Annotated in this window: 20 protein-coding genes and 1 tRNA gene; 19 read left to right on the forward strand and 2 right to left on the reverse strand. The window is 56.5% G+C overall.

Translation table 11 applies throughout. The annotated features are described in order from the left end of the window. Nucleotides 1-20: 20 nt before the first annotated feature. The 15 genes from ACT3T7_RS06160 (at nucleotide 21) to ACT3T7_RS06230 (ending at nucleotide 8,773) form a co-directional block, all read left to right on the forward strand. Nucleotides 21-230: a hypothetical protein gene (locus tag ACT3T7_RS06160; RefSeq protein WP_444630431.1), complete on the forward strand. Its 210-nt coding sequence runs from the start codon at nucleotides 21-23 to the stop codon at nucleotides 228-230. Further along, nucleotides 227-622, forward strand: coding sequence for a hypothetical protein (locus ACT3T7_RS06165; protein ID WP_444630378.1), 396 nt, complete (start codon nucleotides 227-229; stop codon nucleotides 620-622). Before ACT3T7_RS06160 ends, ACT3T7_RS06165 begins: the two co-directional genes overlap by 4 nt. Next, on the forward strand, nucleotides 615-839 hold the full coding sequence (locus ACT3T7_RS06170; protein WP_058578199.1) for a hypothetical protein: 225 nt from the start codon (nucleotides 615-617) through the stop codon (nucleotides 837-839). Before ACT3T7_RS06165 ends, ACT3T7_RS06170 begins: the two co-directional genes overlap by 8 nt. Continuing rightward, on the forward strand, nucleotides 836-1,075 hold the full coding sequence (locus ACT3T7_RS06175; RefSeq protein WP_336274705.1) for a hypothetical protein: 240 nt from the start codon (nucleotides 836-838) through the stop codon (nucleotides 1,073-1,075). The genes ACT3T7_RS06170 and ACT3T7_RS06175 overlap by 4 nt, the downstream gene beginning before the upstream one ends. After that, nucleotides 1,075-2,028 (forward strand): toprim domain-containing protein, encoded by a 954-nt coding sequence (locus ACT3T7_RS06180; RefSeq protein WP_444630379.1) that lies wholly within the window; start codon nucleotides 1,075-1,077, stop codon nucleotides 2,026-2,028. The genes ACT3T7_RS06175 and ACT3T7_RS06180 overlap by 1 nt, the downstream gene beginning before the upstream one ends. Then, nucleotides 2,025-3,581 (forward strand): YfjI family protein, encoded by a 1,557-nt coding sequence (locus ACT3T7_RS06185; protein ID WP_444630380.1) that lies wholly within the window; start codon nucleotides 2,025-2,027, stop codon nucleotides 3,579-3,581. The genes ACT3T7_RS06180 and ACT3T7_RS06185 overlap by 4 nt, the downstream gene beginning before the upstream one ends. After that, nucleotides 3,581-4,324 carry a hypothetical protein gene (locus ACT3T7_RS06190; RefSeq protein WP_444630381.1) on the forward strand — a complete coding sequence of 248 codons (744 nt, stop codon included), beginning with the start codon at nucleotides 3,581-3,583 and terminating at the stop codon, nucleotides 4,322-4,324. Before ACT3T7_RS06185 ends, ACT3T7_RS06190 begins: the two co-directional genes overlap by 1 nt. Next, on the forward strand, nucleotides 4,314-4,586 hold the full coding sequence (locus ACT3T7_RS06195) for a hypothetical protein (RefSeq protein ID WP_444630382.1): 273 nt from the start codon (nucleotides 4,314-4,316) through the stop codon (nucleotides 4,584-4,586). Before ACT3T7_RS06190 ends, ACT3T7_RS06195 begins: the two co-directional genes overlap by 11 nt. A 111-nt stretch (nucleotides 4,587-4,697) precedes the next feature. Then, entirely contained in the window at nucleotides 4,698-4,943 is a 246-nt protein-coding gene (locus ACT3T7_RS06200; protein ID WP_444630383.1) for a hypothetical protein, read from the forward strand. After that, nucleotides 4,943-6,019 (forward strand): hypothetical protein, encoded by a 1,077-nt coding sequence (locus ACT3T7_RS06205; RefSeq protein WP_444630384.1) that lies wholly within the window; start codon nucleotides 4,943-4,945, stop codon nucleotides 6,017-6,019. Before ACT3T7_RS06200 ends, ACT3T7_RS06205 begins: the two co-directional genes overlap by 1 nt. After that, nucleotides 6,006-6,200 (forward strand): hypothetical protein, encoded by a 195-nt coding sequence (locus tag ACT3T7_RS06210; protein ID WP_444630385.1) that lies wholly within the window; start codon nucleotides 6,006-6,008, stop codon nucleotides 6,198-6,200. Before ACT3T7_RS06205 ends, ACT3T7_RS06210 begins: the two co-directional genes overlap by 14 nt. Before the next feature lie 15 nt (nucleotides 6,201-6,215). Further along, entirely contained in the window at nucleotides 6,216-6,824 is a 609-nt protein-coding gene (locus tag ACT3T7_RS06215) for a hypothetical protein (protein WP_444630386.1), read from the forward strand. Beyond that, nucleotides 6,821-7,051 (forward strand): hypothetical protein, encoded by a 231-nt coding sequence (locus ACT3T7_RS06220; protein WP_444630387.1) that lies wholly within the window; start codon nucleotides 6,821-6,823, stop codon nucleotides 7,049-7,051. Before ACT3T7_RS06215 ends, ACT3T7_RS06220 begins: the two co-directional genes overlap by 4 nt. A 1-nt stretch (nucleotide 7,052) precedes the next feature. Further along, a complete protein-coding gene (locus ACT3T7_RS06225) occupies nucleotides 7,053-7,901 on the forward strand; it encodes a hypothetical protein (protein WP_444630388.1) in 849 nt (282 codons plus the stop codon). Between the two features lie 32 nt (nucleotides 7,902-7,933). Beyond that, on the forward strand, nucleotides 7,934-8,773 hold the full coding sequence (locus tag ACT3T7_RS06230; protein ID WP_444630389.1) for a helix-turn-helix domain-containing protein: 840 nt from the start codon (nucleotides 7,934-7,936) through the stop codon (nucleotides 8,771-8,773). A 187-nt stretch (nucleotides 8,774-8,960) separates the two neighbouring features. On the opposite strand, the gene ACT3T7_RS06235 is transcribed toward ACT3T7_RS06230, so the two are convergent. Next, a tRNA-Pro gene (locus ACT3T7_RS06235) sits at nucleotides 8,961-9,037 on the reverse strand. Between the two features lie 86 nt (nucleotides 9,038-9,123). Beyond that, nucleotides 9,124-10,128 carry an octaprenyl diphosphate synthase gene (gene ispB, locus ACT3T7_RS06240; protein WP_444627953.1) on the reverse strand — a complete coding sequence of 335 codons (1,005 nt, stop codon included), beginning with the start codon at nucleotides 10,126-10,128 and terminating at the stop codon, nucleotides 9,124-9,126. Nucleotides 10,129-10,435: 307 nt separating this feature from the next. Between ispB and rplU the strand changes: the two genes are divergently transcribed. The 4 genes from rplU to proB all read left to right on the forward strand — a co-directional run bounded on the left by rplU (nucleotide 10,436) and on the right by proB (nucleotide 13,635). Further along, nucleotides 10,436-10,747 carry a 50S ribosomal protein L21 gene (gene rplU, locus ACT3T7_RS06245; protein WP_087108812.1) on the forward strand — a complete coding sequence of 104 codons (312 nt, stop codon included), beginning with the start codon at nucleotides 10,436-10,438 and terminating at the stop codon, nucleotides 10,745-10,747. A gap of 31 nt (nucleotides 10,748-10,778) precedes the next feature. Next, nucleotides 10,779-11,036 (forward strand): 50S ribosomal protein L27, encoded by a 258-nt coding sequence (gene rpmA, locus ACT3T7_RS06250; protein ID WP_018917617.1) that lies wholly within the window; start codon nucleotides 10,779-10,781, stop codon nucleotides 11,034-11,036. A 140-nt stretch (nucleotides 11,037-11,176) separates the two neighbouring features. Next, nucleotides 11,177-12,370 (forward strand): Obg family GTPase CgtA, encoded by a 1,194-nt coding sequence (cgtA, locus tag ACT3T7_RS06255; protein ID WP_441678169.1) that lies wholly within the window; start codon nucleotides 11,177-11,179, stop codon nucleotides 12,368-12,370. 125 nt (nucleotides 12,371-12,495) lie between these two features. Continuing rightward, nucleotides 12,496-13,635: a glutamate 5-kinase gene (gene proB, locus ACT3T7_RS06260; RefSeq protein ID WP_444630390.1), complete on the forward strand. Its 1,140-nt coding sequence runs from the start codon at nucleotides 12,496-12,498 to the stop codon at nucleotides 13,633-13,635. The last annotated feature ends 76 nt before the right edge of the window (nucleotides 13,636-13,711 follow it).

Consider the following 13,711-nt stretch of genomic DNA (forward strand, 5'->3'; position numbering starts at 1 on the left):
CAACTCTAGGAGTGTCACCAATGACGGCATCAATCCGCCTATCCAGCCTGATTACCCGCAGCCTTAAAGGCCGCGCCGCTGCCCACCGTGCAATGGCCAAAAGCGCCTTGTTTGCCGATAGCAGCGCCAGCGTTCGCCTCCGCAAGTACAACTCCCACATTGAAAAAGCCCAACAGCTAGAAGCCCGTGCCCTGGAAGCCGACAAGTGCAGCACAGGGGGTTTGGCATGAGCCATCTTCAAGCTTACGATGAAGCTAGCCAGCACCTTCGTGTACTGCGTAACACTGTTGCTTTAGTGGAGATCGCTCTTAACGATGCTGTAGACGGTGAAAAAGAAGTTGCACCACATGTCTTGGCGGCTGTTTTGTATGGTACCCAGCACCACCTCGATACTTTAGAGCTGCTTACCACCCGCCTCTTTCAAACCACTGCACCCAAGCCCCAACCAATCCCCGACCCTGGCGCCAAGCTCACTGGCCTACTTCGCACGATGCGCGAAGAGGCAGCCGATGCCGAGAAAAAGGGCCACGAGATAATGCCTAGCGCGCTTACTCACTACGCGCACCTGTTTGAAGAAGCCCTTGCAGCCAGCCAGATGCAATCGGAGGTATCCCATGGATAAGGCAGCCATTCAGCACATTATGCTCGACGTCGAGATTGCAGAGATTCGCTTTGAGCACGCTAGCGCGCTGTTTGACGCCATCGCAAAGATGCTTGAAAGCGGTGAACACAAGACGGCGGCACGCCTAGCCAAACTTGGGCATGAAATCACCCGGGAAGGTGCTGACGATGTAAGTGAGCTAGGCGGTTCGATTGAGCAGGAAGGGGGCAAACAATGAGCATCTTCGACAACCCTCAGCATGCCCTTGTTGATCTAATGCTTAACGCCATTAGGGAAATTACCGACGAATTCGACGACTGTTTCTTGGGCTATCTGGTAAACGAACTGGCGCCAATGAATGGCTTCAGCCGAAAGATGGCCCGCAAAGAGTTGCGCCGCTTGGCAGGTAATGGCTTGATCGAATATCACTTGGTTGAAAGCGGAGTCTCTGTGCGTCTTGTGGGAGGTGAGTGATGCCTGCACCCACAAAGCAACAAACCCCGGCCCTCAATAGAGGAGCCGAGGCCCGTGCAAGCGTCCTGCCAACGCAAAACCAGTATAGCAGCATTGAGCAGGCGCTAGTCGATGCCTTAGCCGCTTATGGCGTTACCGGGCTGGCAATCCGCGCAGATGGTGCCCTGCACCGTTTTGATAGTGCCGACAAGCCTAAAGGCAACCGTAACGGCTGGTATGTGTGCCCTTCGCTGGAAGTGGGCGTTTATGGCTTCTGGCATACCGGAGAGCAGCACACTATCGGCATTGGCGGCGAGATTGACCCCACCGCCGCCGCTGAGGCGCGTCTAGCGGCACAGCATGCAAGGGAGCAACGCGAGGCCGAACGCCGTCAACAGCAAGACAAGACAGCCGAGCAAGCCCGCCGCTGGTGGGCTGCTGCTGGCGCTGCTGACTCTTATCACCCCTACCTAGCCAAGAAGCGCCTGGCACCGCATGGCCTACGCCAGCGTGATTCTATGCTGCTGGTACCGCTGTTCTATGACGGGGAACTAGCCAACATTGAGCGTATTTATCCGAATGGATTCAAAGCGGTGCTTAAGCATGGTCGCGTTAAAGGTGTAGCTGGGCTAGTAGGCAAGCTGGCTGGCGCTAACCGTGTACTTGTGGCTGAGGGCTGGGCAACCGCTGCGGCGCTCCATGAAGCCATGAGCGTGCCCGTGGTAGTGGCCCGTAATGCCGACAACTTGGAGGCCGTCGCACGTCGTGTACGCCAGCGTCTGCCGGATGAGGTGGCTATCACTATCGCTACCGATGATGACCGCTTCACTGAGGGCAACCCCGGCGTGTCCAAGGCACGTCTTGCAGCCCTGGCCATTGGGACCAAGATGTTGATGCCGACCTTCTGCGAAGGCTGTAAGCGCTGTACGGACTTTGCCGACGTGGCCCTATGCCGCAAGGAGCGTGGTCTATGAGTCGAGAAGTGGTAAGGCTGGCACCTCTGGGCTCAGAGACAGATCCGGTAGATATCAAAGCCGGGGAAAATGGCGCTCCAACTCAAAAAGCGCCCGATCCCAAGCCATTGCCTGCGAGTCTTAGCAATGTGCCACCATTTGATCCGGAGATGCTACCTGAGTCGCTACGCGGCTACGTTATTGATACATCCCAACGGTTACAGTGCCCACCCGAATACTGCGCCGTTACTGTGCTAGTGCTGCTCGCTGGCTTAATCGGCCATAAGGTTAGACTTAAGCCGAAACAACATGATGATTGGGAAATCGTGGTGACGTTATGGGCTGCACTGATTGGTGGCCCAAGCGCGATGAAAAGCCCAGCACTTAAGGCGATGCGCTTTCCTATCGATGCCATTGAGGCTGATGGCCGTCGCCAGTACGAAGAAGATGTGAGGCGCTATGAAACCGATAAGGAGCTAGAAGAGCTGGCGCGCGCTGAAGCCAAGAAGAAAGCCAAGGGTTTTGCAGCAAAAGGCGAGATGGATGCTGCTCGCACTGTACTTGAATCCGTTGAGGAAGCCGAGCCGCCACCTGCGCCAATGCGGCTAACGATCAACGATGCAACCGTAGAAAAGGCAGGTGAGCTGATGAATGCCGCGGAATATCACTTGACGATACTCCGTGATGAACTAGCAGGCTGGCTTTCAAAGATGCAGCAAGAAGAATACGCCAGCGATCGCGCATTTTACCTGGAGGCGTTCAACGGCGATGGCCGCTTTACCTACGATCGCATCGGCAGGGGTACCGTGGCTATTGAACGCTGTGCGCTCAATATCGTGGGTGGTATACAGCCTAGCAAGCTGGCTCCCATCGTCCGCAGCGCCACCAAAGGCACCACTAACGATGGCTTAATTCAGCGCTTTCAGCTAGCCGTCTGGCCGGATGCGATCCGCCATTGGAAATGGATTGATCGTACTCCCGCAACAGATGCTAAAGAGCAGTATCGCCAGACGTTCTACCGCCTTCACTCTCTAGAAGTGGGCACAGATGAGGAAGGCAACCCACCAAGCTGGCGCTTTACGCCAGATGCCCAAGCGATGTTTGTGGAATGGGCTACTGAAATCAATCTTGAATGCCGAGACGAGGAAATGCCCTCGCTGCTGGCAGAACACTTATTGAAGATGCCCAAGACAGTGGGGAGCCTGGCGCTGCTGTTTGCCGTGATAGATGGCGAGCAAGGAAGTGTAGGAGAAGCCTCCACCGCTCGTGCCTTGGAGTGGGCTGACTTTCTGCGTAGCCACGCCGAGCGGCTTTATAGCGCTGCACTTAACCGTGATGTGGAAGGTGCCAAGCTGATTATAAAGCGCCGTGAAAAACTGCCTTCACCCTTCAAGGCTAAGCAGTTGCAGCAACGCGGTTGGTCGGGTCTCGATACGTCCGAAACTGTTCAAGCCGCTTTGTCGATCTTGGTCGAACATGGCTATCTCAGCGAAGTGGAAACACCCACCACCGGACGCCCCAGCATTAGCTTCTGGTGGCATTCAGATTACCTACCTAACAGGGAGGCTGGCTAATGGGACGCTGGTTGAGTCGAGTGCAGGCGAGTAGCAACGATATTGCTAACACTTCACCCCAAGTAAAGAGCCAGAAAAGCGTAGGCCAGTACCCCCCGCAAACCCCTAAAAGCACTTTGCGGGGTTTAGGGGGGATGGCTCAGGGTGCTTTTTCAGAAAACAATGCTCTATCCCCACCTCAGCAAAAGAGCATTGAGCTCGCCACCTCGGCAGAGATTGCGGACATTATTGGTGGCCTTAAAGCGACTGGCCGCTCGCTCGGGCTAGTGGAAGCGCTGGCACGTGATGCCATGACCCAACTAACGCGGGAAGCTGCTGCCGAGTTGGCCGTGGTGTTGGATGATGCTTTTGTAGTTGCACCGGATAATGCTACTGCGCGCGCCTACTGTCGACGCCTGCTGAATGACCCGCAAGCGCTAGAAGCTGCCAAAGCCGTATGGCCTAACCTGCCCCCTGCCCTGGTACCCGTGACCCAGTCAGCCCCCAGCGCGCCAGTGGTCGATCATGCCCCGCAATGGCTGCGCCTCATTCGTGAGAATTGTCCGCTGGTGCCGGAAGATGAAAAGCTGCTCACCCGTTGTTTAGCGATGCAGCCATTACGGGAAGCCCTGGAAGCCGCTAAGCAGTACGTCATCACCTGGAAGCACGCGGCCAGTATCGAGCCACGAGAAGCCGCCCGTGACAATGCAGGTCGCCGCGCCGCTAACAATAAACTACGGGGAGGTAACCGCCATGTTAGATGAAGCCATCATCGAAGCCCGCCGCCTGGCGGCCAACCTTCACGGTATCGACCCAGACATTGCACACAGCGCCTACCTGGTGTGGATAGCGCTGGGATCAGACCACGATCACGAAACCCTAATGGGCTGCGCGGCCTCGCTGGAGACCATCGAGCAGCAACTACCAACCGGCACATTGGCCGCCCTGGTGCGTGTACGCCTTGCCCGCCTGCAAGGGCTGGTGAACGCCTTGCTTGATGACGATCTACCACCCAACGCTGCTTAGGCCACAGCGTTTAGCGATGTCTGAAAGCTGAATATTCGCACCCGGAAAAGCCTAAGTAAGATTAATCAAGCATGGTGAAAACTGGACGCTCAACCAACAGGAGCGTCCCCCATGCACCAGAAACATATCGATACTTCCGAGCAGTCAGAGCAAATAGCACTGCTCAATGACGTTGAAGGCATTCTCGAAGCCCTGGCCAATGAGCTGCACGACGTGGCCGCAGGTGAGCAGCTTACCCAGGGCCGCGCCATTCTCGGGTTGGCAGGTATTGACCTGGCCATTTCCTCCCTTCGCGAGTGCATCCTTCTCCAGTGCATGGATGCATCAGACGAAAAACCCGGCCCGGACGAAAGCTAATGGCTGGCGCACGTAGGCAAGCGCCAGCCAGCAACCTGAAGGGCGCGGCGGCTGAGGCGCGCAAGGTTCAGAGCGAACAGCTTAGCGAGCGCGCTAAGGCTGAGAACATCCTAAGCCCCGAGCAAATGCGATCGGGCAACGTGCCGGTCAATGCTGGCGGCTTGATGATGACCATGCTGGGTGGCGAACTTCGGCCCATGACGTCAGATGACCTGGCACAGCTTCGCCAAAAGGCCCGCGAGCTAGGTCGCCGCTTTGAAGGGGGGATCACAGCGCGCCAAGTGGTCGATATGTCCCTGTCTGAAGACCGGAAGCGGGCTCGCACTCAAATCAACACGATCATACCCGCTGGCGCACGTGCGCTGAAGGCAGGCGGCAAGGTGACTGCCCTGGAAGTGCGTTTCATGACCAACGCAGGGCCTGATAGCGATGTAAGCCGTCACCACATCATTGTGGAGTTTACCGGCTACGCCGAGCAGGTCATTGCAGGCGAGGACACCTCTCAGCGAGCAGCCGTGAAGCTGCGTAAGAAAGGCATCCGGTTTAACTGCGACTGTGGCCGCCATCGCTATTGGTACCGGTACTTAGCCACCGTAGGCGACTACAACGCAGGCCCGCGTGAAGACGGCTTTCCGAAGATTCGAAACCCCAACCTAGTGGGCGTGGCCTGCAAGCACGTATTGCGCGTGATGTCGGAGATTGACGCTGGCAACGCCGTGCAAATGTTCCTTGCCCGCGCTATCGAGAAAGGCCGTAAGAGCGGTGATGGCAGTGGCCACATACGCCAGCTTCAGAAAGAAGCCGATCGCATGGCTGACAAGCAGGCGGCACGGCCTACCGGTGGGCGCGCTGTGACGGGTGATAGGGAGTTTGACCGTTCCCGGGCATCGCTGCGCAAAAAGAGCCGAGCGACGAAGACTAAGCCGGACAAACTCGCCAACGGCAGTAAGAAACTGGAAGTGCTAGCGAAGATGAACACCGCCGATGGTGACGCCGCATTTAAGCGGATGGTTGGCGAAGTGGGCATTGATCGTGCCGAAGAGCTTATAGCAGGGATACGCAATGCCAAAAAATAACGCGCCTCTCACGCCACAGGAGCGCCAGCGGCTGGAAGATGCGCTTAGCCGCCGCGTTATCACCGGCGATCGTGCTGCCCACGGCCAGCTATGCGTATTGCGCCGTATTTGGGCGAGACAAGCCCAGCAATCAATCACCGCTGCCAAAGGGCAGCTTCAGCAACTCATCCAACACCGCTAATCGGAGATCGACACCATGGCTAAAAAGCCCACAGACCTCAAAACCGCCGCTGCTCAGCTTGATACGCTCGCAGACCCACGCCTGGCCGCCGAAGGCCAGCGCTTGCTGGCGCTGGTAGATAAGCTCAATGCGGATATAGCGCGAGCGCCACGAAAAGCCCGCATGGCGCTGCTGCTCAGTGAGCATAACTGGTCTATTGCCGATCTACTTCTGAGCCTGAAATTTCAGGTCGAAGACGCTGAGGCGCTTAGGGATGCCATAGGCAAAGAGGATGGCCGCCTGCAACGCCAAAAGAAAACCTTAGACGATGCGCTTCAGTCGGTCACGACAGCATTAATGAACCGAAGGAGCCGTTTCAAAGATGAAAAGACGGGCCTTGAACAACGCATAGAGCGTTTGAAAAGCCAGCAACTCAAGTCGATCCAGCAGTTAACCGAAGCTGGTTTAACGTTTGAAGAGGCAGAAAGTCGAGCAAAGCCGCCTCAGTCGGACATTCAAAAATTAACTTCAGAGCTTCGTTCACTGCCCTCAATTGAAGAGGAGGTTCAATGGCGCTTAGGTAGCTACGTTCATCGCCTACAGATGCATGAGCAAGCCAAATCGCCCCGGGAGCTAACCGCATGAGTATGAGCAACGTGACGCCTACCCCGGCAGAGATCCACGCCATCCTTGAAGAGCAAACCAAGGAGTTGCTGAGCGCGATAGAAACGTACCCGGCAGTGCAGCGCTTTCAGGCCGATAAGCGGTTATACGGTAACGATGAAAACGCTTTAAAGGCTGCCATGATGCGACTTCAGAATGCCCGCCTGCTGTTAAAAGCGGTTTATAAATGCGCTGAGGGAGAAGATTGATATGGCAACGCGGCTTTCTGATATGCGGGTTACCGCTGCCGCACCAGGTGGGGGCATTGGCCCCCACTGGGACGGTATCAATAAGCACCTAATCGCTAGTATCTACGAGGTGGGCCCTAACGGCGACCCGCTTTACGAGAACGGCAGCATCCTTCAGTGCTTGTTCGTGGATGATGCCAACCTAGAAGCAACGTTCGACTGGCGATCGCCGTTTGAAAACTCGGGCTCAGATTCACTTTCACCCAGTCTTAGCGCAATGCTCCAATCTGGGACGATTCAGCCAATTATTGAAACCGTGAGGGGGATGCTATCCAGCGAAGAGAGGGAGAAGTTCGACAAAGCCACGCCGGGTAGCTTCGCTGATAAAACGACCGCCGCCGTTGAGCATGCGCGAGGACGTACGGGCATTACCAAGCTAAACAGCACCCAGGTTTTCACTGGCATGACCCCTATCAAGTTGAACGTGACGATCATGCTTCGCGCCTGGCGTGACCCTCAGACAGAAGTAGAGGAAGCCGTCAATCTTCTAATGGATTGGGCGCTGCCGCGCTACTTAGCACCAGAGGGCACGCTACTCACGGCAGCACTAGATTGGGCGGGATCTGAAAACAGAACGGCAAAGTCTTTGGTTGAAGCCGCGTTGCCGTCTGAAGTCCCCGCACTGTTGGCCGTTCGCTACAAGCAACGTGTTTTTGCCCCGCTGGTTATCGAGAGCATTGGCCTACCACTTAACTCACCTTCTGATAAATACGGTCGTTTTGTACAAATGCAGATACCCGTGACGTTTGCGACGTTGACGGCATGGGATGGTCAAGGCTGGCAAGGGGCACAGCCTCAAAACGGCTTCTAAAAGACACAGACACGCTTAGCGCAGGTGATGATATGGCAGCGAAGATGACCACGAGGCAGTGGCAGAAAGCCCGTAAGCTGTGGGAGGCGGATTCCCGCGAGGGCTTCGCCTGGTTGGTTCGAGAGCTATCGCTACCTGTATCGCGGGTGGCTGTTAGCAGGCGTGCCAAAGCGGATGAATGGCAAAAGCGGGCACAGCCTACAGCCCCAGCCAGCGACACAGACGCAGAGGTTACGCATGGGGTTACGGTTACGCCCCAGGTTACGCAAGAGGTTACGCCCGTAACCAACGGTCGAGGCCGACCCAGTGAGTACCAGCCTGAGTATGCAGAGCAGGCTTACCGCTTGATGTTGCTGGGCATGACGCGCAGCCAAGTGGCGGAATTCTTTGAAGTGAGCGAAGCCACGATCTACAACTGGTGCCGTGAATACCCGGATTTTTTAGAGTCCATAAGGCGAGGGGCAGCGCTGGCCGATGCTGAGGTGGCCGAAGCGCTCTACAGGAGAGCTATCGGGGTGGTGCTCCCCGAGACTCATGTATCCAACTACCAAGGTGACGTGACGCTAACGGATCTACACCGGCATTACCCACCGGACACCCAAGCCGCGCGCCTGTGGCTGAAGAACCGGCAGCCTGAATTGTGGAAAGACAAGGTGGAGATCGAAGAGAAGCCCACTATTACTCCCATTGACCATGAAGCCATGCGAAAGAACATTGAGGCTGCGTTAGAGCATGCTGCTGAAGTCGAGCGGAATATGATTGGTAGGGCTAGGCGCCTTGGCTTACAGCATGACGATGGCACCTATCCTGGTGAAACCTATGAGAGCGACTACACGGAGCTAAGCGGGGATGATGCAGGGATGGAGCAATGAGGATACTCCCCGTTGGGGGTTATCGTCACACTGAAGGGCTGCGTTCGTCACGGCCCTTCTCTTGTTCTGGAGAGCTTAGAAAAGCCGAAATTTCAGACGGGTGTCACCTATATGTCACCTAGCGCCAGACCCAACGAAAAACGGCCACTTGCTGTGTAAGCTAAGTGGCCGTTTTTAATAATCTTTTTGGTCGGAATAGCAGGATTCGAACCTACGACCTCTGCCTCCCGAAGGCAGCGCTCTACCAAGCTGAGCTATATTCCGAAGGTTGTGAGCGGTGCTCAACAACGGGGCGTATCTTACACAAAGGGACGCTTTTTATCAAGCATCAGCACCCCTGTTGTGCGAATTTATGCTTGCCTGTCAACGGCCAAGCGGGCGAGTTGCGCCATGCTATCGCGATATGGGCTGGGTGAAAGTAACTCTAATTGCGCCAGTGCCTTATCGGCCATTTCATTGGCGCGTTTACGGGTGTACTCAAGCGCGCCCGTAGCGTGAACAATGGCGAGTACGTCATCCAACTGCTCAAGGCCGCCTTTGCGGATCACCTGGCGAATTAGCTTGGCCTGCTCAGGCGTGCCCTGCTCCATGGCGTGAATCAGCGGCAGGGTGGGCTTGCCTTCGGCCAGGTCATCGCCGACATTTTTACCCATGGCGTCGGCATCGCCCTGGTAATCCAACAGGTCATCAATCAACTGGAAGGCAAGGCCCAGGTAACGGCCATATAACTGTAGCGCCTGGGCTTGCTCTGGTGTGGCATCAGCAAGTACGGCACCGCTGTGGCTGGCAGCTTCAAACAGCATGGCGGTTTTACCTTGAATGGTTTCAAAGTAGTCCGCTTCAGAGACGCTGGGGTTGCCAATATTGGTCAGCTGTAGCACTTCGCCTTCGGCGATGGTGCAGGTGGCGCTGGAGAGAATCGCCATGATCTGCATCGACCCAACATCGACCATGAGCTGAAATGAGCGCGAATAGAGGAAGTCACCGACTAACACCGATGGTGCGTTACCCCAGGCATCGTTGGCGGTTTTTTTGCCGCGGCGCATGTGAGACTCATCCACCACATCGTCATGCAGAAGTGTGGATGTGTGCATGAACTCGATCAGCGTGGCCAGGGTAATGTGCTTGTCGCCCTGGTAGCCCAGTGAACGAGCTGCCAGCAGTACCAGCATGGGCCGCAAACGCTTGCCGCCGCTTTCAATAATGTATTGGCTAATGGTCTCGACGAGCGGGACTTTCGAGGTGAGCTGCTCAACAATCGTCCGGTTGACGGCTTCAAAGTCATCTGCCACCACGGCGTGCAGCGGTGAGGGCGTAGGGCTGGCAGTCGGGGTTGGGGAGACGTTGGCGGTCATGGGTTCCGTTCATCGCGGCAGGTGGAGGGGTACGCCCCTGAATTGAGGTCATGCTATGGGGCTACCGGGAAAGCGTCAAGGCGCGTGCAGGGTATCCATTCGACGTGCGACAATAATCATCAATTGACAACGGCCTGTCGTCTTGTGGTAGAAGGCGATTGTCGTTATAATCCGCGACCCACTCATCATGCTCCCTGTCAGATGGCTCCAAAAGGGGCGCCACTCGCAGCAGGTCAATAAGAGCGTCAGGCGATGAGCGCTGGTTATGCAACGCATAACGGCATTACCGACAAGTCCGGAGAGCGACATGTACGCAATTATCAAAAGCGGTGGCAAGCAGTACCGCGTTCAAGAAGGTCAGACCCTTAAACTCGAGAAAATCGAAGTCGCTACCGGCGAAACGATTGAGTTTGATGAAGTGCTGCTGGTTGCAGACGGCGACGACGTAAACATTGGTGCCCCGCTGTTGAGTGGCGCCAAGGTTTCCGCTGAAATCGTTTCCCACGGCCGCGGTGACAAGGTGACGATCATTAAATTCCGTCGCCGTAAGCACAGCATGAAGCGTCAGGGCCACCGTCAGTGGTTCACTGAAGTCAAAATTACCGGAATTTCCGCGTAAGCGGTTCATTCCCTGAAAGGAGAATTTTGCAATGGCACATAAAAAGGCAGCCGGCTCCACGCGTAACGGTCGCGATTCCGAATCCAAACGCCTCGGTGTTAAGCTTTTCGGTGGCCAAGCAGCGAACGCAGGTAGCATCATCGTTCGTCAGCGCGGCACGCGTTTCCACGCGGGTACTGGCGTTGGTCTAGGTCGTGATCACACTTTGTTCGCACTGAACGAAGGCTTTGTGAAGTTTGAGACCAAAGGCCCGAAAAACCGCAAATTCGTTAGCATCGTTTCTGAATAAGCAACTCTGGTTGCGTAGAACGTAGTTAATGAAAAAAAGCCCCGCTATGGCGGGGCTTTTTTGTCTGTTTAAACCCTCTTGCCCAATGAATGGAGGCAGGAGCGTTGCATATAGGGCGGCGGAAGCGGCCGGGAGAAACTATGCAGTTCGTCGATGAAGCCTCGATTATTGTTGAGGCGGGAAATGGCGGCAATGGCTGTCTGAGCTTTCGCCGCGAAAAATATGTGCCCAAGGGTGGCCCCGATGGTGGTGACGGTGGGCACGGCGGCAGCGTTTACCTGATTGGTGACGATGCGCTCAATACGCTGGTCGACTTCAAGTTTCAGCGTTTTTACAAGGCTGAGAACGGCCAGGGCGGCATGGGCCGCCAGATGAGCGGTAAAGCCGGTGAAGACCTGCACGTTAAGGTGCCGGTAGGCACCACCGTTGTGGATGTTGATACACTGGAAGTCATCGCGGATATTACCGAAATTGGCCAGGTGGTACTGGTCGCGGAAGGTGGTCGACGTGGTTTGGGTAACATCCACTTCAAGTCGTCCACTAACCGTGCACCGCGGCGCACCACGCCAGGTACCGAAGGTGACCGTCGCAATTTGCGTCTGGAAATGAAGGTGATGGCGGATGTTGGCCTGTTGGGCATGCCCAATGCTGGCAAATCCACCCTGATTCGCTCGGTATCGGCGGCCAAACCTAAAGTCGCCAACTACCCGTTTACCACACTGGTGCCTAACCTGGGGGTGGTGAAGCTGGGGATGCACGAGCACTTTGTGATGGCGGACGTGCCGGGGTTGATCGAAGGTGCCTCTGATGGTGCGGGCCTGGGGCAGCGCTTTCTTAAGCACCTGACCCGCACGCGACTGCTGTTTCATGTGGTCGATATAGCGCCCTTTGATGAGTCTGACCCAGTGGAAGCCGCTCAAGCGATTGTGCATGAGCTTGGTCAGTTCTCTCCGGCGCTTTCCGAGCGCCCGCGCTGGCTGGTGTTGAACAAGTTTGACCTGCTGCCGGAAGAGGAGCGCGAAGAGCGCGCCCAGGCGATCATTGATGCGCTTGGCTGGGAAGGCCCGGTGTTCCGTATCTCGGCGATTAGCAGTGAAGGCACGGACAAGCTGGTTCAGGCCGCGTACCGCTGGCTGACCGAGCAGCGTCGCCTTGAGAACGAAGACGAAGAGGCGCTGGCCCGCGAGCAGGAGATGCGCCGCCGCATGGAAGATGAGTCGGTAGCTCGTATCGAAGAGCGTCTGGGGCGTCGTCGCAAGCGGCCTGCTGAAGAAGCCGACGACGATGACTTCGATGATGATGATTACGACGTTGAGGTCGAGTACGCGCCCTAACGGCCGAAACCGGCAGGCTTGCTCAGCCTGCCAGTAATGGCCGACGTTGAATATTGTTGTCGAATACCATCGCTGAATATCGTTGCTGAATAGCGTTAACAATGTGCCTGATAAGGTAGAGACGGATGGAGAGTCATGAGCAGGGGATGGGCCGCGAAGCGCTAAGCTGTGCGCGCCGCGTGGTAGTGAAAATCGGTAGCGCACTGTTGACCAACGACGGCCGTGGCCTGGATGAAGCTGCTATTGGCGGCTGGGTTGATCAGATTGCCGAGCTTCATCAACAGGGTGTTGAAGTGGTGCTGGTCTCCTCCGGCGCCGTGGCAGCAGGCATGGTGCGGTTAGGCTGGCAAGCACGCCCGAGTGCGGTGCATGAGCTGCAGGCCGCCGCCGCCGTGGGCCAGAACGGCCTTACCCAGTGCTATGAGCAACATTTTGCTCGCCACGAAATGCTCACTGCGCAAATTCTGCTTACTCATGACGACCTTTCCAACCGCAAACGCTACCTTAATGCGTTATCGGCCCTGCGCACGCTGGTGGAGATGCGCGTGGTGCCGGTCATCAACGAAAACGATACGGTGGTGACCGACGAAATACGCTTTGGCGATAACGATACGCTGGGTGCGTTGGTAGCCAACCTGCTGGAAGCGGACGCGTTACTGCTGCTGACCGACCAGGAAGGCTTGTTCGATGCCGACCCACGCCATAACCCCAATGCCCAGATGATCGCCGAAGGGCGCGCAGATGACCCACGCTTGGCAGCGGTGGCGGGCAGCGGCGGAGCGCTGGGGCGGGGTGGCATGAGCACCAAGGTACGTGCTGCCAAACTTGCCGCGCGTTCAGGCGCCGTTACAGTGATTGCCAGTGGTCGCCAGCCAGATGTCATTACCCGGCTTATGAGTGGTGAAGCGTTGGGAACGCTACTGCATCCGGAGCAGGCACCGATGGCGGCGCGTAAGCGCTGGCTGGCGGGGCAACTTCAAGTGCGTGGCACGCTGACGCTGGATGCCGGGGCGGTAAAAGTCCTGCGCGAAAAAGGCTCCAGCCTGTTGCCGGTGGGGGTGCGGGGTGTAAAAGGCACGTTCAAGCGGGGCGATATGGTGGTGTGTGTCGATGAGCAGGGCATGCCGGTTGCCAAAGGGCTGGTCAATTACGGTGTGGATGAAGCGCGTCAGTTGTCGGGGCAGCCGAGTCACCAAATTGAGGCTATTTTGGGCTACGTAGAAGCCCATGAACTGATTCACCGCGATAACCTGGTCGTGATCTAGCGCTTGGTTTTTGCCCGGGTATTGGTTGAAATAGAACATCATCAAAACGCCGTTTGCTGTGATCAGTAAGCGGCTT

This window comes from Halomonas sp. 111 (assembly GCF_052379685.1).
GTDB lineage: Bacteria > Pseudomonadota > Gammaproteobacteria > Pseudomonadales > Halomonadaceae > Vreelandella > Vreelandella citrativorans.